Origin of the sequence: Nocardioides aestuarii (assembly GCF_039527245.1) — a bacterium.
In the GTDB taxonomy this organism is placed as follows: Bacteria; Actinomycetota; Actinomycetes; order Propionibacteriales; family Nocardioidaceae; genus Nocardioides; species Nocardioides aestuarii.
Genome location: NZ_BAAAJT010000002.1, coordinates 2,140,511 through 2,163,336 on the forward strand (window position 1 = coordinate 2,140,511; position 22,826 = coordinate 2,163,336).

Consider the following 22,826-nt stretch of genomic DNA (forward strand, 5'->3'; position numbering starts at 1 on the left):
TGCGGATGTTCGTGGCGATGGTGCCGCCGGCGGAGGCGGTCGAGGACCTCGACGCGTTCTTGGACGTACGCCGCGCGGCGGCGCCGTTCCGCTGGACCCAGCCCGACCAGCTCCACGTCACGCTCGCCTTCCTGGCCGCGGTACCCGACCGGTCGCTCGACGACCTGGTCGAGCGACTGGCCGCGGCCGCGCGGCGGCGTACTCCCGTCACGGCGAGGATCGCCGGGGGCGGTGCCTTCCCGCACCCCGACGCGGCGAAGGTGGTGTGGGCCGGGCTCCGGACGACCGGGACCGACCACGCGGAGCTGGTCCGGATGTCCGACGGTGCCCGGCGCGCGGCGAACGCGTCCGGGATCGCCCCGGACGGCCAACGCTTCCGTCCCCACCTGACGGTCGCGCGGACGGGACGGCCGCGGCAGGTCACGCGGTGGGTCCAGCTGCTCGACGGCTACGAGGGCCCCTCCTGGCGGGTGGGTGAGTGGTCGCTGGTCGCCTCCCACCTCGGGGAGGGGCCGGCCCGTCGGCCCCGGTACGAGGAGGTCGCGCGCGTGCAGGTCGGCTGACCGACGTGCGGTGCGTCACTGTCGTGTGACCGTGATCTCCCGTACGTTCACCACCGTGAAGATCGCTGTGGCGAGAGAGACCAGGGAGGGCGAGGCCCGGGTCGCGATGGTCCCCGAGCTCGTCGGCAAGCTGACCGCGCTGGGATGGGAGGTCGCGGTGGAGCCCGGTGCCGGCCTCCACTCGCTCCTCCCCGACGAGGACTACGCCGAGGCCGGCGCGACCGTCGACGAGGCGGCGCTCGAGGGCGCGACCGTGGTCTGCTCGGTGCAGCCGCTCGACGTCGCCCGGGCCGCCGCGCTGCCCGCGGGCACCTCGACGGTCTCGTTCCTGCCGACCCGGCAGGAGGGCGAGCTGGTCGCGACCTTCCGCGACGGCGGCGTGACCTCCTACGCCATGGAGCTGGTGCCACGGATCTCGCGCGCCCAGTCGATGGACGCGCTGTCGAGCCAGGCCCTGGTCGCCGGCTACCGCTGCGCGGTCGTCGCCGCCGGGATGCTGCGCCGCTTCTTCCCGCTGTCGATGACCGCCGCCGGCACCGTCCAGCCCGCGACCGTCGTCGTGCTCGGCGCCGGCGTCGCCGGGCTCCAGGCGATCGCGACGGCGAAGCGGCTCGGCGCGGTCGTGCAGGCCTACGACGTGCGCGCCGCCGCCGCCGAGGAGATCGCGTCGATGGGCGCCAAGCCGATCGACCTCGAGCTCGAGACCCTCGAGGGCTCGGGCGGCTACGCGCGCGAGATGACCGAGGACCGGGCCGCCCGCCAGCGCGAGCTGCTGACGCCCTACATCGCCGCGGCGGACGCGCTCATCACCACCGCCGCCGTCCCCGGCCGGCAGGCGCCGATGCTCGTGACCGCTGCGATGGTCGAGCAGATGAGCCCGGGCTCCGTCGTCGTCGACCTCGCCGCCGAGACCGGGGGCAACGTCGAGGGGTCCGTGGCCGGCGAGGTCGTGCGGATCGGCAACGCGCAGGTCTGGGGCGGTCGCAACGTCCCCAGCCAGATGCCGGGGCCGGCGTCGCGGCTCTACGCCCAGAACATCGTCAACCTGCTGACGCTGATGACCGCGACCGACGAGGAGGCCGGGGCGAGCTTCGCGCCGGACCCCGACGACGAGATCGTCGCCGGCTGCTGCGTGACCCGCGAGGGCGCGATCCTCCACGAACCCACCCGCCAGGCCCTGGAAGGAGCTGACCGGTGAGCGAGCCGATCATCTGGCTGACCATCTTCGTGCTCAGCGTCTTCGTCGGCATCGAGGTGATCTCCAAGGTCTCCTCGACGCTCCACACGCCGCTGATGTCGGGCGCCAACGCCATCCACGGCGTGATCCTGCTCGGCGCGATCATCGTCACCGCCCACGCCCACGGGTTCGCGCTCGTCGTCGGACTGGTCGCGATCGTGCTGGCCGCGGTCAACATGGTCGGCGGGTTCGTGGTCACCGACCGCATGCTCCAGATGTTCACGCGGAGGAAGCCGGCCAAGAAGGAGGCGGCCGCGTGATCCCCGTCTGGGCCCAGCTGGCCTACCTCATCTGTGCCGTCGCCTTCATCCTCGCCCTCAAGGGGCTCTCCGGACCGCGCACCGCCCGCACCGGCAACCTGATCGGCGCCGCGGCCGCCGTCGTGGCCTGCGCGCTGCCGTTCTTCTACATGGAGCGGATGGACAACGTCGTCTGGATCCTGGTCGCGATCGCGGTCGGGTCCGTCGGCGGTGTCTTCGGCGCCCGTCGCGTGCAGATGACCCAGATGCCCCAGATGGTGGCGCTGTTCAACGGCGTCGGCGGCGGGGCGGCGGCGCTCGTGGCGCTGCTGGAGCTCCAGGAGATCGTCGACGCCCCCGGGCGTGAGGCCGGGATCGGCTGGTTCGTCCTCGTCGCCACCGCCTTCACCGTCTTCGTCGGCTCGGTCTCCTTCGCCGGGTCGGTCGTGACCTTCGCCAAGCTCCAGGACCTCATGACCTCCCGGCCCGTCGTCTTCCCCGGCCTGGCCGTGGTCTTCGGTGGCGCGCTGGCCGCGGGCCTGGTGCTCTCCGGGATGCTCGTCGCCGACGCGGCGATGTGGCCGGGCATCGTGCTCGCCCTCGTGGGGGTCGCCTTCGGCCTGCTGCTCGTCCTGCCCGTCGGCGGTGCCGACGTGCCGATCGTGATCTCGCTGCTGAACGCCTTCACCGGCCTGACCGTCGCGGCGGGCGGCTACGTCCTGTCCAACACCCTGCTGCTCGTCGCCGGGACCCTCGTCGGCGCCTCCGGCACGTTCCTGACCCTGTTGATGGCCAAGGCGATGGGTCGCTCGGTCGCCAACATCCTCTTCGGCGCCCTCAAGGGCGGCTCGACGCTCGGCGCCGGCGAGGCCAGCGACCGGCCCGTGAAGTCCGCCGGACCTGCCGACGCCGCGATCATGCTCGGCTACGCCGACCGCGTGATCATCGTGCCGGGCTACGGCCTCGCGGTCGCCCAGGCCCAGCACACCCTGCGCGAGCTCGTCGACGTCCTCGGCGAGCGCGGTGTCGAGGTCGACTACGCCATCCACCCGGTGGCGGGTCGGATGCCGGGTCACATGAACGTGCTGCTCGCCGAGGCCCAGGTGCCCTACGAGCAGCTCAAGGAGATGGACGAGATCAACGACGACTTCAAGGACGCCGACGTCGTGCTGGTCGTCGGTGCCAACGACGTCGTCAACCCGGCGGCGAAGACGACCCCCGGCGCGCCGATCTACGGCATGCCGATCCTCAACGCCGACGAGGCCAAGCAGGTCGTCTTCATGAAGCGGTCGATGCGCCCCGGCTTCGCGGGCATCGAGAACGAGCTCCTCTTCGACGAGCGCACCACGCTGCTCTTCGGCGACGCCAAGGAGACGATGGGCAAGCTGCTGAGCGCCGTCAAGGCGCTCTGAACACGCTCGTCAGGCACTCCCTGACCTCGTGCGATTCGCCTGCTGAGCAGGCGTTTCGTGTGATCCACTGCTCCCACTCGAGCAGTAGGGAGACGGGGTGTCTCGGCCGGTCGCGGTGCGGTCCCGGGCGTCGGAGCTGGGCTCCGTCGCCCGTCGCCGCCTGCCCGCGCTCCTGCTGGTGCTGGTCGCCGTCAGCTCCCTCCTGCTGCTGCTCGGCCTCCACACGGTCAACCAGATCCCTGTCGCCTGGCCGGCCGCCGGGCTGCTGACCGGGCTGCTGCTGGTCACCGACCAGCACCGCGGCGTGCACCTCGCGCTGGGCGGGCTGCTGCTCGTCACCGCGCGGCTGCTCGCCGACCCCGACGTGATCTCCGCGATCGGGTTCTCGGCGGCGACGGTGGCCGGTGCGCTCGTGACCTGGAACCGCCTCCGGCGAGGTCTCGTACGCCGCCGCGTCGGCCTGGTCGAGGAGGGCGACGTCTCGCGGCTGATCGCCGCGGCGAGCCAGGGGGCGATGACCGCGGCGACGATCGTGGTGGTCACCGTCGCGATCAGCCCGTCCGGCGGCTCTCCGTGGCTGGCCGGCGTCGCCGTCCTCGGCACCCACGCGGCCTCCCAGCTGATCCTGGTCCCGCTCTTCGCGAGGGGGCCGTCGTTCGCACCGCTCGCGAGCCGTCGCGAGCGTGGCGTGCAGATCGTCCTCACGCTCGGCGTGACCGCGGCCCTGTTCTCCTACGCCGCGGCGCCGCCGCTGGTGTTCGCCGTGATGCCGATGTTCGCCTGGCTCGCCTTCCGGGGGACGCTGCGCGAGGCCAGCCTGCTCCTGGTCGGCGTGGCGGCGATCGCCTCGATCGCGACCGCGCTGCGACTCGGCCCGGTCCACGACCTCGCGACGCGCTACGACATCGCGCCCGAGCTGGTCATCGGCTTCCTGGCCCTCTTCCTCGTCGACTGCGCCCTCCTCCTGCTGCCGCTCTCGGTCATGACGACCCAGCAGCGGATGTCGGCGGCCCGCGCGAGAGCCGGCCAGCAGACCCTCCAGCGCCTCGTCGACGCGGCCACCGGATCGGCCGTGCTCTACGTCGACCTCGACGGCGTGGTCCGCGTGTTCAACCCCGGCGCGGAGGCGGTGTTCGTGCGGGGGAGCGACGAGGTCGTCGGGTCACCGGCCGACCTGCTCTTCGCCGACGCCGAGCTGCTGCGCCAGGCGGCGAGGATGGGGACGGCGCCGATCTTCGCCGAGATCTGCGCTGCGGCGGTGGTGGCCGGCGACGAGCGCCAGCCGTGGCACTTCCAGCGACCCGACGGCGAGCTCCGCAGCATGCTGCTGACCCTGACCAGCGTCAGCGACGAGCACGGCGAGGCCGCGGGCTATCTCTGCGTCGGGGAGGACGTCACCGAGCGGGAGGCGGTCCACAAGGCGCTCGTGGAGGCCGTCGAGCGGCTGACCGAGCTCGAGCGGGTGAAGGCCGACTTCGTCGCCACCGTGAGCCACGAGCTGCGGACTCCGCTGACGAGCATGATCGGCTATCTCGAGCTGCTCGACGACGGCGAGGTCGGCGACCTCACCTCGGCGCAGCGCACCCTCACCGACCGCGTGCAGCGCAACAGCCGTCGGCTGTTGTTGCTCGTGGAGGACCTGCTGCTCCTCAGCCAGATCGAGGACCGCCAGCTGACGATGCAGCCGCGGAGCCTCGACCTCCGCGCCCACGTCACCGCGTCGCTGGAGTCGATGTCCACCATCCTCGGCGGTCGTGACCTCGAGGTGGTCTCCCGGCTGCCCCAGGTCCCGGTGACCCTCGAGGGCGACCCCGACCAGCTCGAGCGGATGCTGGTCAACCTGCTCAGCAACGCCGTGAAGTTCACCCCGGACGGTGGCCGTGTCGAGCTCGTGGTCAGCGAGACCACCGACTCGGTGGAGCTCACCGTGCTCGACACCGGGATGGGCATCCCCGAGGCCGAGCAGGACCAGCTCTTCACCCGCTTCTTCCGTGCCTCCAGCGCGAGCGCCCAGGCGATCCAGGGTGCGGGTCTCGGCCTGACCATCGTCCGGACGGTCGTGGAGGCCCACGGCGGTCACGTCACGGTCTCCTCCAGCGAGGGGGTGGGGACGACCGTGTCGGTCAGCCTGCCGCGGACCCTGTCCGTGGACCGGTCCGCGGATCGACCCGTGGCCGACCAGCCTCAGTCGGCGACGCCGTACAACCGGTCGCCGGCGTCGCCCAGCCCGGGCACGATGTAGCCCTTGTCGTTGAGCTTCTCGTCCATCGCGGCCGTGACGATCGTGACCGGGACGTCGAGGTCGGCGATCTCCTCCTCGAGCCGTGCGCAGCCCTCGGGGGCGGCGAGCAGGCAGATCGCGGTGATGTCGTTGGCACCGCGATCGACGAGGAAGCGGATCGCGGCGGCGAGCGTGCCACCGGTCGCGAGCATCGGGTCGAGGACGTAGCACTGGCGGCCCGACAGGTCGTCGGGCAGCCGCTCGGCGTAGGTCGACGCCTCGAGCGTCTCCTCGTTGCGCACCATCCCGAGGAACCCGACCTCCGCGGTGGGCAGCAGTCGCATCAGGCCGTCGAGCATGCCGAGGCCCGCCCGCAGGATCGGCACGACGAGCGGCTTGGGCCGCGCCAGCTTCACGCCGGTGGTCGGCGCGACCGGGGTGGTGATCTCCTTGGGCGAGACCCGGATCTCGCGGCAGGCCTCGTAGGCCAGCAGCGTGACCAGCTCGTCGGCGAGCCGCCGGAACGTCGGCGAGTCGGTGGTCTCGTCCCGCAGGTAGGTGAGCTTGTGGGTGACCAGCGGGTGGTCGACGACGTGGGTGCGCATGGGGCAGAGGGTAGTGCCCGTCGCGGGCCCCGCGTCAGGCAGCGCGAACCCACTGGACCGCCACCGGGGGCTCTGTCACTCTGGACGCGTGACCGAGCAGCTCGACGAGGTCGACTTCGCGCTCGCTGCCTATCGCGAGGAAGGCGTGTGGCAGGTGCAGGAGCTTGCCCACGACGTGCTCGCCGACGTCGAGACGATCAGCCACGCGCTGCGCCGGTTCCCCGGCGACGGCGGTGCGGTCGGGATGGTCGCCGTCGACGAGGACTTCTTCGTGCTGGTGCGCGTCGCCGGGTCCCACTCGCGGGTGCTGCTCTCCGACGTGACGGCCGCCGACGAGTGGGAGCTCGCCGCCTCCGCCGTCGACTTCCTCGGGCTGCCGCCCCCGGAGGACGAGGACGACGCGGTCCCGGCCGGCGACCTCGACCTCCTCGGCGACCTCGGCCTCCACGCGATGGACCTCGCCGTCCTGCTCGACGACGTCGACCTCTACCCCGACGAGATGCTTTCCGACGTCGCGCGCCGGCTCGGTTTCGGGGCGTTGTTCGACGAGGCCGTCGGCCTGGCGTCCGCCTGACTCGCGCCTGATCTAGCCTCCTCGCATGGGCTCCCCCTGGGACGCCGCCATGGCGGCGGCGCTTGACGAGGCGCGCGCGGCGCTCGCCGGTGGCGACGTCCCCGTCGGCGCCGTCGTCCTCGACCCCGCGGGCGAGGTCGTCGGTCGCGGCCGCAACGTCCGCGAGCAGCTCGCCGACCCGACCGGCCACGCCGAGGTCGTCGCCCTCCGCGAGGCCGCGGCGGCGCGCGGCGAGTGGCGCCTCGACGGCCACACCCTCGTGGTGACCCTCGAGCCCTGCACGATGTGTGCGGGCGCGGCCGTCCTCGCCCGCGTCGAGCGGGTCGTCCTCGCCGCCTTCGACGACAAGGCCGGCGCTGTCGGCTCGCTCTGGGACGTCGTCCGTGACCGCCGGCTCAACCACCGCCCCGAGGTCGTCACCGGGGTCCTCGCCGAGGAGTCCACGGCCCTCCTCGAGGAGTTCTTTCGCGCCCACCGATGAGTCCTGGTCGCGGCGCCGGTCACCACCACCCATGACCGCACTCGATCTCGGACCCGCCACCCGCGCCACCGCCGACCTCGTCAGGGGCGTGCGCGACGACCAGCTCGGCGCGGCGACCCCGTGCCCGGCGTACGACGTCGGCGACCTCCTCGACCACCTCCACGGCCTCGCCCGCGCGTTCACGGCCGCCGCGGACAAGGACCTCGGTGAGATGACCGACTCCGCCCCCGAGCCGGACGGCAGCGCGCTCCCCACCGACTGGCGTGACGCGATCCCCGGGGCACTCGACCGCCTGGCCGAGGCCTGGCGGACGCCCGGCGCGACCGACGGCGTCACGCGGGCCGGTGGCGTCGACCTGCCCGGCGAGGTGGCGCTGCTGGTCGCCCTGGACGAGGTCGTGGTGCACGGCTGGGACCTGGCGCGCGCGACCGACCAGGCCTACGACCCCGATGCTGCCTCGGTCGAGGCGAGCCTCGGGTTCGCCCGGTCCTTCTCGCCCGAGGGGGAGGGCCCCTTCGGTCCGCCGGTCGCCGTCGTCGCCGACGCCCCGGCTCTCGACCGGCTCGCCGGTGCCACCGGGCGCGACCCCCGCTGGACCCCCTGACGCGATTTCGGGCGGCCCGACCCCCTCCGGTAACCTTCGGCGCGGTGGCGTGTCCGAGCGGCCTAAGGAGAACGCCTCGAAAGCGTTTGTGGGCGCAAGTCCACCGAGGGTTCAAATCCCTCCGCCACCGCCAGCTGATCGAGACCCCGTCCGGGTGACCCGGGCGGGGTCTCGTCGCGTCCGGCCCGATGCGGGCCGCCGTCGTGCGCAACGAACCGGTGGGTGACCGCGTCAGTAGGGGTGCAGCACACCCCCGGCCATCGCTGCTCCTCTGACGCACCACGACGAAGGAGTCACCATGACCACCAGCACCCGTACCGCCATCACCACGGTCGTCCGCCGCTCGGTCGCGGCGTTCGCGGTCGCCGCCGCGGCGGTCGGAGCCGTGCACGCCGTCCCGGCCGACGCGGCCACGACGGCCGGCACCACCACGATCCGTCCCGGCCAGCTCGACCGCGGCGCCGGGCCGGCCGTCCCGGTCACGCTCGGGACGGTCATCCTCGACGGCGACCGGTCGGTCGAGGTCGACGCCCACCAGATCCACCTGCTCGGCTCCAGCGGCGACGACTACGTCGTCGAGGTCTACGACGGCGAGGGCGCCCGCGTGGAGCGCGTGACGCCGGACGGCGCCCGGACGCCGATCACGCAGCGGATCAAGGGCCAGCTGCTCCTGTCCCAGGACGGCGACCGCCTCTACGAGGCCATCACCCGCGGGCGTCGCGACGCGGTCGTCCGGGTCCGTGACGCCGCGACCGGCGACCTTCAGCACAAGATGCGCTTCGAGGCCCCCGTCACCGTGGCGGGCGCGGACGGTGACACCGCGATCGTGGCGACCAACCGCCCGAACGCCACCTACCGCTGGGACCTCGCCGAGCCGAGGCTGCTGACGATGATGGCCGGCAAGGCGGCGTACGACGCCGACGTGCGCGCCGACCGCTACGTCGTCGGGAAGGGACGGGGCGAGAACTTCTGCACCCAGGTCCGCTCGATCTCCTCCCCGCACACCACGACGTGGCGCACCTGCCGCCACAGCGTGCTGGAGATCCAGAACGACTCGCGCCGGATGATCGCCGGCTCGGCCTACCTCGACGGGCCGATCAGCTCGGTGACGCTGCGGGCGCCGCGCGGTCGCGAGCTCCACGGGCTCCGCCTAGCCCACCGGGCGATCTTCGGCACCCTCACCTGGGAGGACGCCGACCACGTCCTGGCCGAGGTCTACACGAACCACAAGGTCTCCTACGTCCGTTGCGACGCCGCCGGCAGCTGCGAGCGGGCCAGCGACGTCGAGGACAACCCGTACGGCGGCTGAGTCACCCCGGGCGGCCGCGCAGCCGCACCGACAGGCAGGTCACGCAGCCCTCGAGCTTCTCGAACTCGGAGACGTCGACGGCGACCACCCGCAGACCGCGGTCCTCGAGCAGGGCCGCGGTCTCGGGGGCGGCGGCCGACATCAGCACGGTGTCGTCGCCGAGCAGCACGACGTGGGCGCCCGGCTCCTCGGGCACGGCGAGGAAGGCCTCGCCCCAGACGGACGGGTCGTCGACCAGGGGCGCGAAACCGATGACCGTGCCGTCCGGGAGCGCGGTGACGGCCGACTTCAGGTGGAGCACCTTGGTCAGCGGCACGGCCACGACCTCGGCGCCGAGCGGCGCGAGGTGGGCCCTCAGCTGCTCCACCCCGTCCTCGTTCGTCCGGCCACCGAGCCCGACCCACACGGTCTCCCCGTGCTTGAGGACGTCACCGCCGTCGAGCGTCCCGGGCGCCTCGATCCGCGCGACGCGATAACCCTGGGCCCGGACCGCCTCCTCCGCGGCCGCGGCCTCGGCGCGGCGGACGTCGGCGCCCGAGCGTGCGATCACCGCGAGGTCGCCGTAGACCACCATCGTGTCCTCGACGAAGACGGAGTCGGGGCAGTCCTCCGCGGGCGCGACCTCGTGGGTCGTCCAGCCCGCCTCGTGGAGCGCGTCGACGTAGCCGAACCACTGGGCGAGCGCCCGGTCGGCGTCGACGTCCTCGCTGCGCTCGATGTGGGTCACGAGACCGGCCGCGAGCCGCGAGGAGGGGCGCCGGACCAGCGCGTGGCGGGCGTCCATCACGCCTCCCGCGCGGCGAGGACCTGCTCGCGCAGGATGTCGGCGTGGCCGCAGTGCTGGGCGAGCTCGCGCAGCAGGTGGAGGTAGATCCAGCGCAGCGGCAGCGGCCCCCGGCGGTTGCCGGTCACCACGTCGTCGAGCCCGTACGCCGCCGCGGCGGCCCGGGAGGCGGCGCAGACCTCCGCGTAGCGCGACCGGACGGTCTCGATCGTGTCGGCGTCGTCGAGGGTGAACGACGCGTCGACCGTCACCGGGATCCCGATCTCGGCGCGCGAGCGTCCGGTGAGGGCCTCGTCGAACCACACCTGCTCGACGAACGTCGCGTGCTTGACCAGCCCGAGCAGGGTCGTCAGCGACGGGACCAGGCGGCGCCGGGCCTCCTCCTCGGTCAGGCCGTCGAGGCAGTCGTGGAGGTTCTGCCGGTGGTGGTCGACGAAGCCGTCGAGCTGCTCGCGCAGCGGGGCGTCGGTCGCGACGTCGTGCGGGTGACCCATGCCCGAACTCTAGGCGGGTTCGACCGGCATCCAGAGCTCCGTCGTCGCCGTGCTGAAGTCGTCGGCGCGCTCGACGTAGGCCACGAGCGACGGTCCCGGACGCAGCCGCCAGGGATTCGACGGGAACCAGTCGGTCGCGGTGGCCGCCCAGGTGCGTTGGAGCGCCTCCGGGTGCGGCCCGCTGCTGGTGAACACCACCCACCGCCCGGCCGGCACCTCGATCACGTCCAGGCCCTCGACGGCAGTGGTCTCGGAGACGGCGACCCCGTGGAGGTAGGTGAGCTCGCTGCCCTCCGCGGCGTCCTGCTCGACCTCGACGGTGACCGACAGCAGGCCGCCGGGCTCGCCGTACGACAGGGCCTTGAGCCGCTGGTGCTCCTCCGGCGGGATCGCGGCGACGAACGCGGCGATGGCTGTGTTCTCGCCCTCGTGCTGCAACGGCACGCGGGTGGCGTGCCCGGCGACGCGGAGGGCCGGGCGGTCGACGATGCGGGTGTCCATGGGGGTGCTCCCTTCGACGGTCAGGCGGAACCTGAGCTGTGGTTGTGACCGGAGGGGGCCGCCGTCGCGGCGTACGTCGCCCGGCGAGGCGCCGTGCACCGCGCGGAACGCGCGGTTGAACGCCTCGTGGGAGCCGTATCCGTGCCGGACCGCAATCGTCAGCAGGTCGTCGTCGCCGGCGACGAGGTCCGTCGCGGCGAGCGTCAGCCGCCGCCGTCGTACGTAGACGGACAGCGGCATCCCCGCCAGCGACGAGAACATCCGACGCAGGTGGTGGTCGGTGGTGCCGACGCGACGGGCGTAGCCGGCGACATCGACGACGCCGGCCCGCTCGACCTCGTCGACGAGCCCGTTGAGCTCTGCGATCACGGTGGCCTCCTTCTACACCAGAGCCTGCGCGGCCGCACGGGGTGCGCACCCGATCATCCCGGTCCGGTCGGATCGGGTGGCGTCGACGTCGACTACGGTGCGCCGCATGGCAGCCCACCTCTCGGTCGGCGACGGCGACCCCGCCCTCGACGAGCGCCTCAGCAGCGAGCTCGACACCTACAACTTCGCGGCGGTCGGCCGCGACGACCTCCGCGAGTTCACCGTCCGGGTCGACGACGGCGACGAGCTCGTCGCCGGCGCGAGCGGCTGGACGTGGGGCACCTGCGCCGGGATCGGCATGGTGTGGGTCGCGGAGGCGGCGCGGCGCGAGGGCTGGGGCGGTCGGCTGCTCGCCGCTGCGGAGGACGTCGCCCGCGAGCGCGGCTGCCGCCAGCTGCTGGTCTCCTCCTTCACCTTCCAGGCCCCCGACTTCTACCGCCGTCACGGCTACACCGAGTTCGCGCGGTCGCCCGGGATCCCCGTCGACGGTGAAGAAGACGTGCACTTCCTGAAATTGCTGTGACGTCGCGGGAGACTGGTCACGTGACCGTGACCGTGACCACCGACGGGCCCGTGACCGTCGTGACCATCGACCGCCCCGACGTGCGCAACGCTGTCGACCGGGCGACGGCCGAAGCGCTGCTCGCGGCGTTCGAGGACTTCGAGGCCGACGACTCCCAGTCCGTCGCTGTGCTCCAGGGCGCCGACGGCACCTTCTGCTCCGGAGCGGACCTCAAGGCGATGGACCAGCGGGTCGAGCCCGACGGACCCGGTCCGATGGGGCCGACGCGCCTCGAGCTCTCCAAGCCCGTCATCGCGGCCGTCGAGGGCTACGCCGTGGCCGGCGGCCTCGAGCTCGCGATCTGGTGCGACCTCCGCGTCGCCGCGCGTGACGCCAGCTTCGGCGTCTTCTGCCGGCGGTGGGGCGTGCCGCTGGTCGATGGCGGGACCGTGCGGCTGCCGCGGCTCATCGGCACGGGCCGCGCGCTCGACCTGGTCCTCACCGGCCGCGAGGTCGGCGCGGTCGAGGCGGAGCGGATGGGCCTGGTCAACTGGGTCGTCGAGCCCGGCACCGCGCTGGAGGAGGCGATGTCGGTCGCGTTCATGCTCGCCGAGCTGCCCCAGGACTGCCTGCGCAGCGACCGGCTCGCGCTGCTCCGCGGCGAGGGCGCCGACACCGCGACCGCGATGGCCACCGAGCTCGAGCTCGGCGCGGCGACGATCGCCGCGGGCGGATCGGCCCGCGGCGCCGCCCGGTTCGCCGCAGGTGCGGGCCGTGGCGGGGCGTCCGACCGTCGCGACTGAGGCGCGCGCCGCCCGAACGGGTTAGTCCGTTCGGACTAGGCCGACTAGCCCGCGGTGACTGGTCGAGTCCCCCCCGTCCGAGGGTCCTCCCAGAGCCTGGGACTTGGGAGGATCGTGGTCACCACGGGGAGGGCACAGATCGCCCGAAGGCGAGGACCACGGGGGACGTGCGTCGGTGGTGAGCGAGGATGGACCGGTGACCTGGTTCCCCTCGCCCACCGCCGTCGCCGAGGTCCTGCGCGGCCACGGCTACCTCGCCGATCCGGCGACCGCCACCACGGCCTTCCTCGCCGGCCGGCTCGAGAAGCCGCTGCTGGTCGAGGGACCGGCCGGGGTCGGCAAGACCGAGCTGGCCAAGGCCGTCGCCCGCTCGACGGGCGCCGAGCTGGTCAGGCTCCAGTGCTACGAGGGTCTCGACGAGGCGCGCGCGCTCTACGAGTGGAACTACAAGAAGCAGCTGCTCCGCATCCAGGCCAGCGGTGACGACGCGACGTGGGGCGAGACCCAGGACGACCTCTTCTCCGAGGAGTTCCTGCTCACCCGGCCGCTGCTGACCGCGATCCGGCGTGACCAGCCGACGGTGCTGCTGATCGACGAGGTCGACAAGACCGACGTCGAGGTCGAGGGCCTGCTGCTGGAGGTCCTCAGCGACTTCCAGGTCACCATCCCCGAGCTCGGGACGGTCGTGGCGACGCGTCGCCCCTACGTCGTGCTGACGTCGAACGCCAGCCGCGAGCTGTCGGAGGCCCTCAAGCGCCGGTGCCTCTACCTCCACCTCGACTATCCCGACGCCGACCGCGAGCGGGAGATCGTCACCGGCCAGGTCCCCGACCTCGACGAACGGATCGCCGGCCAGGTCGTCGACGTCGTCGGCCGGCTGCGCGACCTCGACCTCAAGAAGTCGCCGTCCATCGCCGAGACGGTCGACTGGGCGCGGACGCTCGTCGCGCTCCAGGTCGGCACCCTCGACGAGGCCACGATCAGCGCCACGCTCGGAGCCGTCCTCAAGCACCGCTCCGACCAGGAGCGCGCGATCAAGGAGCTCGGGCTCCCGTGACCAGGTCGGGCCTCGTCGACCGCCACCTCGACTTCCTCGAGGCGTTGCGCGGCGCGGGCCTGCCCGTCTCCCTGGCCGAGGACCTCGACGCCTTCGCGGCCCTCGGCGTCGTCCCGTGGCACGACCGGGAGGTCGTCCGGGCGACCTACGCGGCCACGGTGGTCAAGAGGGCCTCCTCGCGGCCGACCTTCGACACCCTCTTCGACCTCTACTTCCCGCGCCTCGTGGGAGCAGGCGCCGCCGACCCCTCAGCCGTCGACGAGCCCGGGGTCCGCGACAACGCCGACGCCCTCGCCGACTTCCGCGAGCGGCTCGGGGAGGCGCTCGAGGCCGGCGACGCCGACGCGGTGCAGGCGCTCGCGGTCGAGGCCGTCGGGCGGTTCGGGGAGATGCCGGGCCGCGCGCCGGGGCTGGCGGGCTGGTCGGCCTACAACGCGTTGCGCCGCGTCGACCCCAGCGACCTCACCGACCGGATCGTCGCCGCTCTCCTCGGCCAGGGCCGGACGGACCTCGAGGCGCGGCGGCAGGCGGGTCGACGGGTCGGCGCCTTCACCCGCGCCACCGAGGACGACGCCCGCCGCCGGATCGCTGAGGAGAAGGGCGCCGACCACGTCGCGGACGTCGCGGTCCGCCCCGCGATCGACCGGCTCGACTTCACCTCCGCCCGGCGCGCCGACCTCGAGGAGATGCGGCGCGAGATCTATCCGCTCGCCCGCCGCCTCGCGACCCGGCTGACCCAGGAGCACAGCTCACCCCGGGCGCGGCGCCGCGGTCCGCTCGACGTACGCCGGACCGTGCGGGCGTCGCTCTCGACCGGCGGCGTCCCGCTGACGACCCACCACCGGCCGAAGCGGCCGCGTCGGACCGAGCTGGTCGTGCTGTGCGACGTCAGCGGCTCGGTCGCCCACTTCGCCTCCTTCACGCTGCTGCTGGTCCATGCGCTGCGTGAGCAGTTCACGAAGGTCCGGGCCTTCACGTTCGTCGACACGGTCCACGAGGTGACCCACCACTTCCGGCCCGGGGCGGACGTCGGCGACGTGATGGCCGACCTGGCGGCGAGCGCCTCGCACGCTGCGCACTTCGGGCGCACCAACTACGGCCGTGCGTTCTCGACCTTCCTCGAGCGCCACCCGGACGCCGTCGGACCGAAGACGTCGCTGCTCGTGCTCGGCGATGCCCGCTCGAACTACGCCGACCTCGCGCTGCCGGCGCTGCGTGAGATCGCCGGCTCGGCCCGCCACGCGTGGTGGCTCAACCCGGAGCACCCCCGCCACTGGGACACCGGCGACTCGGCCGCCGGGCCCTACGGCGAGGTGGTGCCGATGGTGGAGTGCCGCAACCTCGCCCAGCTCGGCGAGCTCGTGCACGACATCCTCTGACCGATGCTCTGAGCGATCCTCTGACAGCGTCGCCTCAGGCGAGCCAGCCCTCGTCGCGCAGCCGGGCGAGCTCGCCGACGAGCTCGGGGTGGTCGGCCGCGTCGGCCGCGAGTCCGCCCGCGACGTAGGCACCGGCTCCCGAGGCGCCGTCGCCGTCGAAGACGACGGTGACCCGGTTGGCGGCCGTGGCGTTGACCAGCGACCCGAGCAGGGCGACCGGGTCGGACCGGTCCTCCAGGGACAGCACGCGGGTGTGGTCGGGGATCCGCGGGAGGTGGGAGCTCGGCGCGCCGGCGGTCACGACCTGGTCGACGACGAAGCCCGGCTCGTCGACCGCCGCAGCGATCTCGGCGGCGGTCACCCCGCCCTCGGCCGAGCCGACCAGCATCACGCGAGCGTCGGGGTCGCCGTGCACGGCCTCGCGCAACGCCGCCACCACCCGCTCGGCGTAGGCGGAGTGGTCGCCGCCGACGAGCCGCAGCCGGGCGGTGCCGTCGGCGGTGCGGCCACTGCCGGGCAGGTAGGTGATCCAGCGGTGGGGTGCGACCTGCTGCACGGTCACCGAGCCCGTGGTGGTCGACAGCGTCGTCAACAGGCCGGCCAGGCCGCGTGGCGTCGGTGCCGCGGCCGCCGCGCTGTCCCCGGTCCGGCCGGGGTCGTGGTCGACGAGGCCGGCGGCCGCGTCGCGCAGCGCCGACCCGACGTCGGGAGCGAGCGGCTCGGCACCGACGGCCCGGAGCCCGCCGAGCGTGGCGGAACGGCCGAGGTCGCCGGTGAGGACGCTGGCCGTGAGCAGGGCCCGGAGCTGGAGGCCCTCGAGCAGTCCGCCGCCGCCGCTCGTGGCGTGGTTGAGCAGCGTGGGGTTGTCGTGGGCGAGCTCGTCGAGGTAGCCCACCACGCCGTCGCGGTCCAGGGCGTCGGTCTCGATCAGGCCCACCGAGACGATGGCGCCGCCGAGCTCGACCTCGGGGGCGAGGTAGCCGATCGCCCGGCCGGCGATGGATCCCATCGTGCGCTCGGCCGCGTGGGCGAGGTCGTCGATCCACCGGTAGGTCAGGACGGTCGCGCGGACCATGAGGGCGTCGGCGTCGAGCTCGACCCCGCGGGTGAGGAGCCCCTGCTTGCCGGTCGTGGCCGCTCGGACCTCGTCCTCGGCGGTGCGCCAGGTCAGCGGCGCGAGCTCGGCGGAGTCGGTCACGTCGCTGTCGCGCAGGACCTCGTCGCCGAGGAGGGAACGCTCGCGGAGCTGGTCGCCCGTGGCGTCGAAGAGGTCGGCGAGCCGCAGCATCTGGGCGTAGCGGTCGGCGAGGTCGGCCTGCCGGCCCCGGTCGTTCATGTGCCCACCACCGCGAGGACGGGCGCCAGCTCCGGCGCGAGGTCGGCCGGGTCGACGGCGACGACCGCGACCCGCTGGGTGTGGTCCACCCGGCGCGGACGGAGCGCGTGCCAGCCGTCGGCGAGCAGCGTCCAGGAGACCACGCCCACGACCGACGTCTGCGTCGCGGACACGTCGGCGACCAGCGCCCGGAGACGACCCCGGGCCTCCCCGGTGAGGGCCGCCAGCGCCGCCTGCGGGTCGGGCAGCGGGTCGCCGTCCCCGTCGACGACCGGGGCCTCGGCCTGGGCCACGAGGACGGGGATCAGGTCGGCCCGGCCGTGGCGGGAGGCCTCGGCGGCCGCGTCCGCGAGCTCGAACGGCAGGTCGAGGACCGCGGGCACCCCCGAGCCCGCGACGGGGAAGTCGGCCGGCAGGACGGCGGCCCGGCCCAGCTCGTCGGCCCACCGCTCGACCGGGAACCAGGCGAGCTCGAACACCAGCCCGTCGACGGTCGAGAGCGCGGCGACCGCGTCGCCCGCGCGCCGGTGCCAGGAGCGCGCGCGCAGCCCTGCCGCGGTGACGTCGAGGTCGAGGGCGGTGGTGGGCGTCGCGAGCAGCCCGACGGCCCCGACCAGCCCGGCGTCGGCACCCGCCCCGGTGAGCAGCCCGCGGCGGTCCAGCGAGTCCTCGGCGTCGCGCAGCGAGGCCAGGGCGGCGGCGTAGGCCTCGTCCTCGGCCGTCGCCGGGCTCGCGCCGAGCCGGTCCTCGAGGGGATGGGCGTCTCCCGGGGCCTCTGCGTCGTCGAAGGGGAGGGGGGCGCCCCCCGCGAGCGAGGCGACGTGGCGCAGCTCGGGCAGCGTGAGGGTGACGCGGCGGGGCAGCCCGTCGAGGAGCGCGAGCGGGCCCGGCAGCCGGGTCGGGGCGGGGGCGGCGAGGTCGATCGTCGGCATCTCAGAGCCCCGGCAGCTCGACGGCGAGCCAGTCGCGGTGGCCCCGGGGCGGCGCGTCGAACGCCAGCAGCAGCCGGTCGTCGTCCGTCGGCCGGACCTCGACACCGTCGACGGCGTCGCGCTCGAGTCGCTCGACCCGACCGCGCGCCTCGGCGACGAGGGCGGTGACCCGGCGTTCGGCCCGGTCGATCGCGTCGCCGGTCGACGTGACCGCGTGGAGGTGGCGCTCGAGGGCGTCGGCAGCGGTGTCGTGGCGGCCGGCTGCCTCACGGAGCTGGGCGGCGCGGTCACGCACCCGCTCGCGCATCGCCTCGGCCGCCCGGCCCTGCCACCCCACCTGCTCGGCCCGGCCGACCAGCAGGTCGGCCATCGACCGGACCTCGGCCCCCTGCTCGCGCAGCTGGTCGACGCGCCTGCGGATCACCGCGGTGTCGCCGTACATCGCTCTCCCTCCCACACAGGACTCACTACCCCGTCGCCGGGCACCCGAAACCTGTCGGCATAACCAGCAGGTGAGGACGCTCGTTGGGCGGTCATGTCCGGCCACCGATCCCCCACCACGGCACTGACGGCCCTGCTCGTCGGGACGCTCGGCGTGCTGCTCGCGGTCCTCCCCGGCGGCCCTGCCGTCGCCTCCGACGGCCAGCAGCCCGTCGGCGACGTACGACGCGCCGTGTTCGTCGGCAACAACTGGGACGGCACCGCGACCGTCCTGGCCCCGGGCTCCTTCGAGGAGCTCGGCCGGCTCAACATCATCCCCGACCGGGAGGAGCGCTTCGCCGAGGCCGCGATGAACCCCGAGCGGCTCGCCTACTTCCTCGCGATCCGGGAGGCGATCGGCGAGGGCAACAACCAGTACGTCGACGACATGTACTCCTCCAACGACGGCCGGCTGCTCATCGTCAGCCGGCCCTCCTTCGCCGACGTCGTGGCGATCGACCTCGAGACCCACGAGATCGCCTGGCGGTTCGCGGTCGCCGGCCAGCGCTCGGACCACATGGCGATCTCGCCCGACGGCCGACGCGTGGTGGTCAGCGCCTCGACGGCGAACGTCGTCCACGTGCTGCGGGTGCGCGACGGCCACGAGGTCGGGTCGTTCCCCTCGGGCGGGTCGCCCCACGAGAGCGTCTACATCGCCGGGGGCCGGAAGATCCTCCACGCCTCGATCGGCTTCGTCTACACCCCGCTCGACCACCCCGCGACCGACCCGGCCAAGGGGGAGCGGGTCTTCCAGGTCGTTGACGCCGACACCCTGGAGGTCGAGCGCCGCTACGACCTGCGCGCGAAGTTCGACCGGGCCGGCCGGGAGAACCTCTCGACCGCCGTACGGCCGATGACGCTGTCGCCGGACGAGCGCAAGGTCTACTTCCAGGTCAGCTTCTTCCACGGCTACGTCAGCATGAACCTCCGCACCGGCAAGGTGCTGCGCTTCACGCGGCTTCCGAAGCGGACCGAGGAGCCCCGCGAGAACTACCTCCTCGACTCCGCCCACCACGGCATCGCGATGAGCGCGGACGGCGACGCGCTCTGCGTCGCGGGCACGATGGACGACTACGCCGCCGTCGTCGACCCGCGCACCGGCGAGCGGCGTCGGCTCACTGCCCGCGAGGACGGCAAGCCCTACTGGGTGACCCAGAGCGCCGGGGGCCGCTACTGCTACATCTCGTGGAGCGGCACCGACGAGGTCTCGCGGATCTCCTACGACACCGGACGGGTCGTCACCACCGTCGGCGTCGGTGACCACCCCCAGCGGGTCCGCAACGGCTTCGTCGACCGGTCACTGGTCGCCGGGCTGCCGTCGTACGACCCGCCGGACGACGTCCAGGCGATCCCGCCGGGCATCGTGCTGCCCGTCGGCTGACTCACCCCAGGTAGGCCGCCAGCCGGGCAAGCCCCTCGTCGACCTCGGACCGCTGGCCGGCGAAGCTGAGCCGGACGTAGTGGTGACCGTCGACGGTGTCGAAGTCGACGCCGGGGGCGAGCGCGACGCCGGTGTCGGCCAGCAGCCGGTGGGCGAAGGCCATCGAGTCCTCGGTCAGGTGACCGACGTCGGCGTGGACGTAGAAGGCGCCGTCGGCCGGGGCGAGCCGGTCGATCCCGAGCGACGCGAGCCCGGCGAGCAGGGCGCTGCGGTTGTCGGCGTAGCGCGCGACGTGGCCCTCCAGCTCGGCGTAGGCCTCGTCGGAGAAGGCGGCGACGGCCGCGTGCTGGGCCAGCGCGGGCGGGCAGATCGTGAAGTTGCCGGTCAGGACGTCGACCGGCCGCCGCAGCCGCTCGGGCACCAGCATCCAGCCGATCCGCCAGCCGGTCATCGAGAAGTACTTCGAGAACGAGGAGAAGACGACCGCCTCGCGTGAGGTCTCCCAGGCCGACCGCGACATCGACGGGTCGCCGTACTCGATGCCGTGGTAGATCTCGTCGGAGATCAGCTGGACGCCGCGCTCGTCGCACCACCGGGCGATCGCGGCGAGCTCCTCGGGCAGCAGCATGGTCCCGGTCGGGTTCGCCGGGCTGGCGACGACCAGCCCCGAGATCGGGGCCGCGTCGTACGCCGCCTCGAGCTGCGTCACCGTCGGCTGGAAGCGGTTGTCGGGTCCCGTGGGGAGCTCGACGACCTCGCAGCCCAGGGCGGACAGGACGTTGCGGTAGCAGGGGTAGCCCGGCCGTGCCATCGCCACGCGGTCACCCACCTCGAAGGCGGCGAGGAACGCGAGCAGGAAGCCGCCGCTCGAGCCGGTCGTCACGACGACGTCGTCGGGGGAGACGTCGATGCCGTGCTGCTGGCGGTGGTGGGCGGCGATCCGCTCGCGGAGCTCGGGGATCCCGGTCGCGACGGTGTAGCCGAGCGGATCGGGTCCGGCGAGCAGCCTGGTCGCCTCGGCACGCACCGCCTCGGGCGCCCCGGTGGAGGGCTGGCCGGCCACGAAGTTCACGACGTCACCGTGGCTGCGTCGGCGCCGGTCCGCGGCCGCGAGCAGGTCCATCACGTGGAAGGGCGGGACGTTCGCGCGGCTGGCGACGGCGAGACGAGACGACATGAGCCGAGGCTAGGCGGTCGATAGGATGGTGACCCGCCGCCCCTGCAAGACCGAGGTGACGCTTGACCTTCGACGTCCACGAGCTCGACACGTTCGTGCTGGTGGGCAGCGCTGTCACCCTGCTGGCCATCCTGGCGGTCCGCCTCTCCAGCCGGCTCGGTCTCCCGTCGCTGCTGATCTACCTCCTCATGGGCGTCGCGCTCGGCGAACGCGGCCTCGGCATCAACTTCGAGGACGCCCAGGTCGCCCACGCGCTCGGCTTCGCCGCGCTGGCGCTGATCCTCGCCGAGGGCGGTCTCACCACCTCCTGGCGCGAGGTGAAGCCGTCGATGGCGCTCGGGGCCTCGCTCGCGACCATCGGCGTGGGCGTCTCGATCGCCGTCGTGGCGGTCGGCAGCCACTTCCTGCTCGGGCTGCCGTGGGAGCTCGCCGTGCTGCTGGGTGCGGTCACCTCGCCCACCGACGCGGCCGCGGTCTTCTCGGTCCTGCGCGTCGTCCCGCTGCCACGCCGCATCATCGGCCCCCTCGAGGCCGAGTCGGGGCTCAACGACGCCCCGACCGTCGTCCTGGTGACGCTCGTGTCGACCGGGGCGTGGGCCGAGTATGGGCTCTGGGGAGCAGCCGGCATCGTCGTGTGGGAGCTCGCGGTCGGCGTCGTCTCCGGCCTCGCCTTCGGGTTCGGCGGCGCCTGGGTGATGCGCCGCGCCGCGCTCCCGTCGTCCGGCCTCTACCCGATCGCCGTCTTCTGCCTCGCGCTGTTGTCCTACGGCGCGGCGTCCTTCGTCCACGGCTCCGGCTTCGCTGCTGTGTACGTCGCCGCGCTGGTCCTCGGCAACATGGAGCTGCCCCACCGGGTCGCCACGAGGTCCTTCGCCGAGGGGGTCGCCTGGCTGGCCCAGATCGGGCTGTTCGTGATGCTCGGGCTGCTGCTGTCGCCGAGCCGGATCGGACTCGAGACGATCCTGCTCGCGGTCGCGGCCGGCCTGCTGCTGACCTTCGTGGCGCGGCCGGTCTCGGTGTGGATCAGCTCGCTGCGGTCGGACATGGGCTGGCAGGATCGCGCGTTCATGTCGTGGGCCGGCCTGCGTGGCGCCGTCCCCATCGTCCTGACGACGATCCCGCTCGCCGAGGGTGTCGACGGCTCCGAGCGGCTCTTCGACCTGGTCTTCGTGATGGTCGTCCTCTACACGCTCCTGACCGGCCCGACGCTGCCGTCGATGGCCCGGCTGCTGCGTGTCGCGCGGCGGTCGGAGCCGCGTGGCTTCGACGTCGAGGTCGCTCCGCTCGACCGGGTCGCCGCCGACCTGCTGCAGGTCAGCATCAGTCCGGTGTCGCGGCTCCACGGTGTCGAGGTGGGCGAGCTCCGGCTGCCGCTCGGGGCGTCGCTCTCGATGATCATCCGCGACGGCGAGACGATCGTGCCCGAGCACCGCACCGTGCTGCGCCACGGCGACGACCTGCTCGTCGTCACCCCTCGCCGGCTGCGCGAGAAGACCGAGAAGCGGCTGCGGCAGGTCTCGGTCGGCGGCCGGCTCGCGCAGTGGCTGGACCGGGCCGACTGACCGCGACCGGTGGCCTCAGACCGTCGGCTCGGCCGGCGGGCCGCAGACGGTGAACGCGTCGGTCGCCTTGACCGACTTCTTGCCCTTCACCAGGTCCTGGAAGCCGTCGCCCACGACGACCTGGACCCCCGCGGTGGTGGCGTCCTTCTCCAGGACGGGCGTGCCCTTCCCGAGATGGCTCTTGACCAGCTGGACCGCCGGGTTGCGGCGGTCGTCGGTCCAGATCTGGACCCGGTTGACCTTCGCGTCGCTGGCGTTGCCCTCCTGGCCGACGCCGAAGCCCTGCTCCTCGAAGAGGTTCATGGTCAGGCTCGCGAGGCCGTTGCGCGAGCCGGCGTTGAGGACGCTGACCGTGACGTCGCCGCGCATGACCTTCTCCCCGGCCTCGAAGGTGCGGTCGACGCAGACGGACTCCTCGCTGGTGGGGAAGGGCTTCGTCAGCGACGCCCACCCCCAGACCGCCGCCACGGAGAGCAGCACGCCGAGGGCGGCGAGGGTGATGAGGGACTTCAGCCGGGCGTCCATCAGGTCGCCACCGAGTGGACGCGCGCGTGGAGGACGTTGCGCTGCTGGAGCGCGGCCCGGAGCGCGCGGTGGAGGCCGTCCTCGAGGTAGAGCTCGCCCTCCCACTCCACGACATGGGCGAAGAGGTCGCCGTAGAAGGTCGAGTCCTCGTCGAGCAGGGCGTCGAGCCGCAACGTGTCCTTGGTGGTGACCAGCTCGTCGAGCCGGATCTGGCGCGGTGGGAGCGAGGCCCAGCCCCGGGACGTCAGCCCGTGCTCGGGGTAGGGCCGGCCCTGGCCCACGCGCTTGAAGATCACGAC

At 73.4% G+C, this 22,826-nt stretch carries 25 protein-coding genes and 1 tRNA gene; 16 read left to right on the forward strand and 10 right to left on the reverse strand.

Features of this window, described 5'->3' with window-relative positions:
- The 5 genes from thpR to ABD091_RS10870 form a co-directional block, all read left to right on the forward strand.
- A partial coding sequence (gene thpR / locus ABD091_RS10850) for an RNA 2',3'-cyclic phosphodiesterase (protein WP_343918254.1) occupies positions 1–563 on the forward strand: 563 nt, incomplete at its 5' end.
- A gap of 55 nt (positions 564–618) precedes the next feature.
- A complete protein-coding gene (locus tag ABD091_RS10855; RefSeq protein WP_343918256.1) occupies positions 619–1,761 on the forward strand; it encodes an NAD(P) transhydrogenase subunit alpha in 1,143 nt (380 codons plus the stop codon).
- Positions 1,758–2,060, forward strand: coding sequence for an NAD(P) transhydrogenase subunit alpha part 2 (locus tag ABD091_RS10860; RefSeq protein WP_343918258.1), 303 nt, complete (start codon positions 1,758–1,760; stop codon positions 2,058–2,060). Before ABD091_RS10855 ends, ABD091_RS10860 begins: the two co-directional genes overlap by 4 nt.
- A complete protein-coding gene (locus tag ABD091_RS10865) occupies positions 2,057–3,451 on the forward strand; it encodes an NAD(P)(+) transhydrogenase (Re/Si-specific) subunit beta (RefSeq protein ID WP_343918260.1) in 1,395 nt (464 codons plus the stop codon). Before ABD091_RS10860 ends, ABD091_RS10865 begins: the two co-directional genes overlap by 4 nt.
- Before the next feature lie 97 nt (positions 3,452–3,548).
- Positions 3,549–5,693 carry an ATP-binding protein gene (locus ABD091_RS10870; RefSeq protein ID WP_343918262.1) on the forward strand — a complete coding sequence of 715 codons (2,145 nt, stop codon included), beginning with the start codon at positions 3,549–3,551 and terminating at the stop codon, positions 5,691–5,693.
- On the opposite strand, the gene upp is transcribed toward ABD091_RS10870, so the two are convergent.
- Positions 5,636–6,277: a uracil phosphoribosyltransferase gene (gene upp, locus ABD091_RS10875; RefSeq protein WP_343918264.1), complete on the reverse strand. Its 642-nt coding sequence runs from the start codon at positions 6,275–6,277 to the stop codon at positions 5,636–5,638. The two genes, ABD091_RS10870 and upp, sit on opposite strands and share 58 nt — an antisense overlap.
- 88 nt (positions 6,278–6,365) lie before the next feature.
- Here upp and ABD091_RS10880 point away from each other — a divergent pair, with 88 nt between their 5' ends.
- From ABD091_RS10880 to ABD091_RS10900, 5 genes are all read left to right on the forward strand, one after another.
- Entirely contained in the window at positions 6,366–6,851 is a 486-nt protein-coding gene (locus tag ABD091_RS10880; RefSeq protein ID WP_343918266.1) for a tRNA adenosine deaminase-associated protein, read from the forward strand.
- A 25-nt stretch (positions 6,852–6,876) separates the two neighbouring features.
- Positions 6,877–7,332, forward strand: a complete 456-nt coding sequence (locus ABD091_RS10885) for a nucleoside deaminase (RefSeq protein WP_343918268.1) — start codon at positions 6,877–6,879, stop codon at positions 7,330–7,332.
- 31 nt (positions 7,333–7,363) lie between these two features.
- A complete protein-coding gene (locus ABD091_RS10890) occupies positions 7,364–7,936 on the forward strand; it encodes a TIGR03086 family metal-binding protein (protein ID WP_343918270.1) in 573 nt (190 codons plus the stop codon).
- 43 nt (positions 7,937–7,979) lie between these two features.
- Positions 7,980–8,069 (forward strand) — tRNA-Ser (locus ABD091_RS10895).
- Positions 8,070–8,234: 165 nt separating this feature from the next.
- Positions 8,235–9,245, forward strand: a complete 1,011-nt coding sequence (locus tag ABD091_RS10900; protein WP_343918272.1) for a hypothetical protein — start codon at positions 8,235–8,237, stop codon at positions 9,243–9,245.
- 1 nt (position 9,246) lies between these two features.
- Here the strand turns inward: ABD091_RS10900 and ddaH are convergent, their stop codons facing one another.
- The 3 genes from ddaH to ABD091_RS10915 are packed head-to-tail and all read right to left on the reverse strand — an operon-like array spanning position 9,247 to position 11,393.
- Entirely contained in the window at positions 9,247–10,029 is a 783-nt protein-coding gene (gene ddaH, locus ABD091_RS10905; RefSeq protein WP_343918274.1) for a dimethylargininase, read from the reverse strand.
- Entirely contained in the window at positions 10,029–10,523 is a 495-nt protein-coding gene (locus tag ABD091_RS10910) for a DinB family protein (RefSeq protein WP_343918276.1), read from the reverse strand. Before ABD091_RS10910 ends, ddaH begins: the two co-directional genes overlap by 1 nt.
- Positions 10,524–10,532: 9 nt before the next feature.
- Positions 10,533–11,393 (reverse strand): AraC family transcriptional regulator, encoded by an 861-nt coding sequence (locus ABD091_RS10915; RefSeq protein WP_343918278.1) that lies wholly within the window; start codon positions 11,391–11,393, stop codon positions 10,533–10,535.
- 106 nt (positions 11,394–11,499) lie between these two features.
- Here ABD091_RS10915 and ABD091_RS10920 point away from each other — a divergent pair, with 106 nt between their 5' ends.
- The 4 genes from ABD091_RS10920 (at position 11,500) to ABD091_RS10935 (ending at position 15,134) form a co-directional block, all read left to right on the forward strand.
- Complete coding sequence (locus ABD091_RS10920; protein ID WP_343918280.1) at positions 11,500–11,916, forward strand: GNAT family N-acetyltransferase; 417 nt, start codon at positions 11,500–11,502, stop codon at positions 11,914–11,916.
- A gap of 20 nt (positions 11,917–11,936) precedes the next feature.
- Positions 11,937–12,698 carry a crotonase/enoyl-CoA hydratase family protein gene (locus ABD091_RS10925; RefSeq protein ID WP_343918282.1) on the forward strand — a complete coding sequence of 254 codons (762 nt, stop codon included), beginning with the start codon at positions 11,937–11,939 and terminating at the stop codon, positions 12,696–12,698.
- 196 nt (positions 12,699–12,894) lie between these two features.
- Positions 12,895–13,755: an AAA family ATPase gene (locus tag ABD091_RS10930; protein WP_343918284.1), complete on the forward strand. Its 861-nt coding sequence runs from the start codon at positions 12,895–12,897 to the stop codon at positions 13,753–13,755.
- Positions 13,752–15,134, forward strand: a complete 1,383-nt coding sequence (locus tag ABD091_RS10935) for a vWA domain-containing protein (protein ID WP_343918286.1) — start codon at positions 13,752–13,754, stop codon at positions 15,132–15,134. The genes ABD091_RS10930 and ABD091_RS10935 overlap by 4 nt, the downstream gene beginning before the upstream one ends.
- Positions 15,135–15,168: 34 nt before the next feature.
- On the opposite strand, the gene ABD091_RS10940 is transcribed toward ABD091_RS10935, so the two are convergent.
- From ABD091_RS10940 to ABD091_RS10950, 3 genes are read right to left on the reverse strand one after another with little or no spacing between them, the layout of a single operon-like run.
- On the reverse strand, positions 15,169–16,470 hold the full coding sequence (locus tag ABD091_RS10940) for a hypothetical protein (RefSeq protein ID WP_343918288.1): 1,302 nt from the start codon (positions 16,468–16,470) through the stop codon (positions 15,169–15,171).
- Positions 16,467–17,402, reverse strand: coding sequence for a hypothetical protein (locus ABD091_RS10945; protein WP_343918290.1), 936 nt, complete (start codon positions 17,400–17,402; stop codon positions 16,467–16,469). Before ABD091_RS10945 ends, ABD091_RS10940 begins: the two co-directional genes overlap by 4 nt.
- 1 nt (position 17,403) lies before the next feature.
- Entirely contained in the window at positions 17,404–17,844 is a 441-nt protein-coding gene (locus ABD091_RS10950; RefSeq protein WP_343918292.1) for a hypothetical protein, read from the reverse strand.
- 93 nt (positions 17,845–17,937) lie between these two features.
- On the opposite strand from ABD091_RS10950, the gene ABD091_RS10955 reads away from it, so the two are divergent.
- Positions 17,938–19,263: a YncE family protein gene (locus tag ABD091_RS10955; protein ID WP_343918294.1), complete on the forward strand. Its 1,326-nt coding sequence runs from the start codon at positions 17,938–17,940 to the stop codon at positions 19,261–19,263.
- A gap of 1 nt (position 19,264) precedes the next feature.
- Here ABD091_RS10955 and ABD091_RS10960 read toward each other — a convergent pair whose 3' ends face one another.
- The gene (locus ABD091_RS10960; protein ID WP_343918296.1) at positions 19,265–20,440 is read right to left on the reverse strand and encodes a pyridoxal phosphate-dependent aminotransferase; all 1,176 of its coding nucleotides are present in this window, start codon (positions 20,438–20,440) and stop codon (positions 19,265–19,267) included.
- A gap of 62 nt (positions 20,441–20,502) precedes the next feature.
- Here ABD091_RS10960 and ABD091_RS10965 point away from each other — a divergent pair, with 62 nt between their 5' ends.
- A complete protein-coding gene (locus ABD091_RS10965) occupies positions 20,503–22,002 on the forward strand; it encodes a potassium/proton antiporter (RefSeq protein ID WP_343918298.1) in 1,500 nt (499 codons plus the stop codon).
- Between the two features lie 15 nt (positions 22,003–22,017).
- Here ABD091_RS10965 and ABD091_RS10970 read toward each other — a convergent pair whose 3' ends face one another.
- Together ABD091_RS10970 and ABD091_RS10975 are read right to left on the reverse strand one after the other, a co-directional pair.
- Positions 22,018–22,527: a LytR C-terminal domain-containing protein gene (locus ABD091_RS10970; protein ID WP_343918300.1), complete on the reverse strand. Its 510-nt coding sequence runs from the start codon at positions 22,525–22,527 to the stop codon at positions 22,018–22,020.
- Complete coding sequence (locus tag ABD091_RS10975; protein ID WP_343918302.1) at positions 22,527–22,823, reverse strand: type II toxin-antitoxin system VapB family antitoxin; 297 nt, start codon at positions 22,821–22,823, stop codon at positions 22,527–22,529. Before ABD091_RS10975 ends, ABD091_RS10970 begins: the two co-directional genes overlap by 1 nt.
- Positions 22,824–22,826: the final 3 nt, after the last annotated feature.

What these genes read in the sequence shown, in the direction of transcription:
- upp (WP_343918264.1), bottom strand. Translation starts at nt 6,277, where the DNA reads ATGCGCACCCACGTCGTCGACCACCCGCTGGTCACCCACAAGCTCACC.
- ABD091_RS10885 (WP_343918268.1), top strand. Translation starts at nt 6,877, where the DNA reads ATGGGCTCCCCCTGGGACGCCGCCATGGCGGCGGCGCTTGACGAGGCG.
- ABD091_RS10890 (WP_343918270.1), top strand. Translation starts at nt 7,364, where the DNA reads ATGACCGCACTCGATCTCGGACCCGCCACCCGCGCCACCGCCGACCTC.
- ABD091_RS10900 (WP_343918272.1), top strand. Translation starts at nt 8,235, where the DNA reads ATGACCACCAGCACCCGTACCGCCATCACCACGGTCGTCCGCCGCTCG.
- ddaH (WP_343918274.1), bottom strand. Translation starts at nt 10,029, where the DNA reads ATGGACGCCCGCCACGCGCTGGTCCGGCGCCCCTCCTCGCGGCTCGCG.
- ABD091_RS10910 (WP_343918276.1), bottom strand. Translation starts at nt 10,523, where the DNA reads ATGGGTCACCCGCACGACGTCGCGACCGACGCCCCGCTGCGCGAGCAG.
- ABD091_RS10920 (WP_343918280.1), top strand. Translation starts at nt 11,500, where the DNA reads ATGGCAGCCCACCTCTCGGTCGGCGACGGCGACCCCGCCCTCGACGAG.
- ABD091_RS10940 (WP_343918288.1), bottom strand. Translation starts at nt 16,470, where the DNA reads ATGAACGACCGGGGCCGGCAGGCCGACCTCGCCGACCGCTACGCCCAG.
- ABD091_RS10945 (WP_343918290.1), bottom strand. Translation starts at nt 17,402, where the DNA reads ATGCCGACGATCGACCTCGCCGCCCCCGCCCCGACCCGGCTGCCGGGC.
- ABD091_RS10950 (WP_343918292.1), bottom strand. Translation starts at nt 17,844, where the DNA reads ATGTACGGCGACACCGCGGTGATCCGCAGGCGCGTCGACCAGCTGCGC.
- ABD091_RS10955 (WP_343918294.1), top strand. Translation starts at nt 17,938, where the DNA reads ATGTCCGGCCACCGATCCCCCACCACGGCACTGACGGCCCTGCTCGTC.
- ABD091_RS10960 (WP_343918296.1), bottom strand. Translation starts at nt 20,440, where the DNA reads ATGTCGTCTCGTCTCGCCGTCGCCAGCCGCGCGAACGTCCCGCCCTTC.
- ABD091_RS10970 (WP_343918300.1), bottom strand. Translation starts at nt 22,527, where the DNA reads ATGGACGCCCGGCTGAAGTCCCTCATCACCCTCGCCGCCCTCGGCGTG.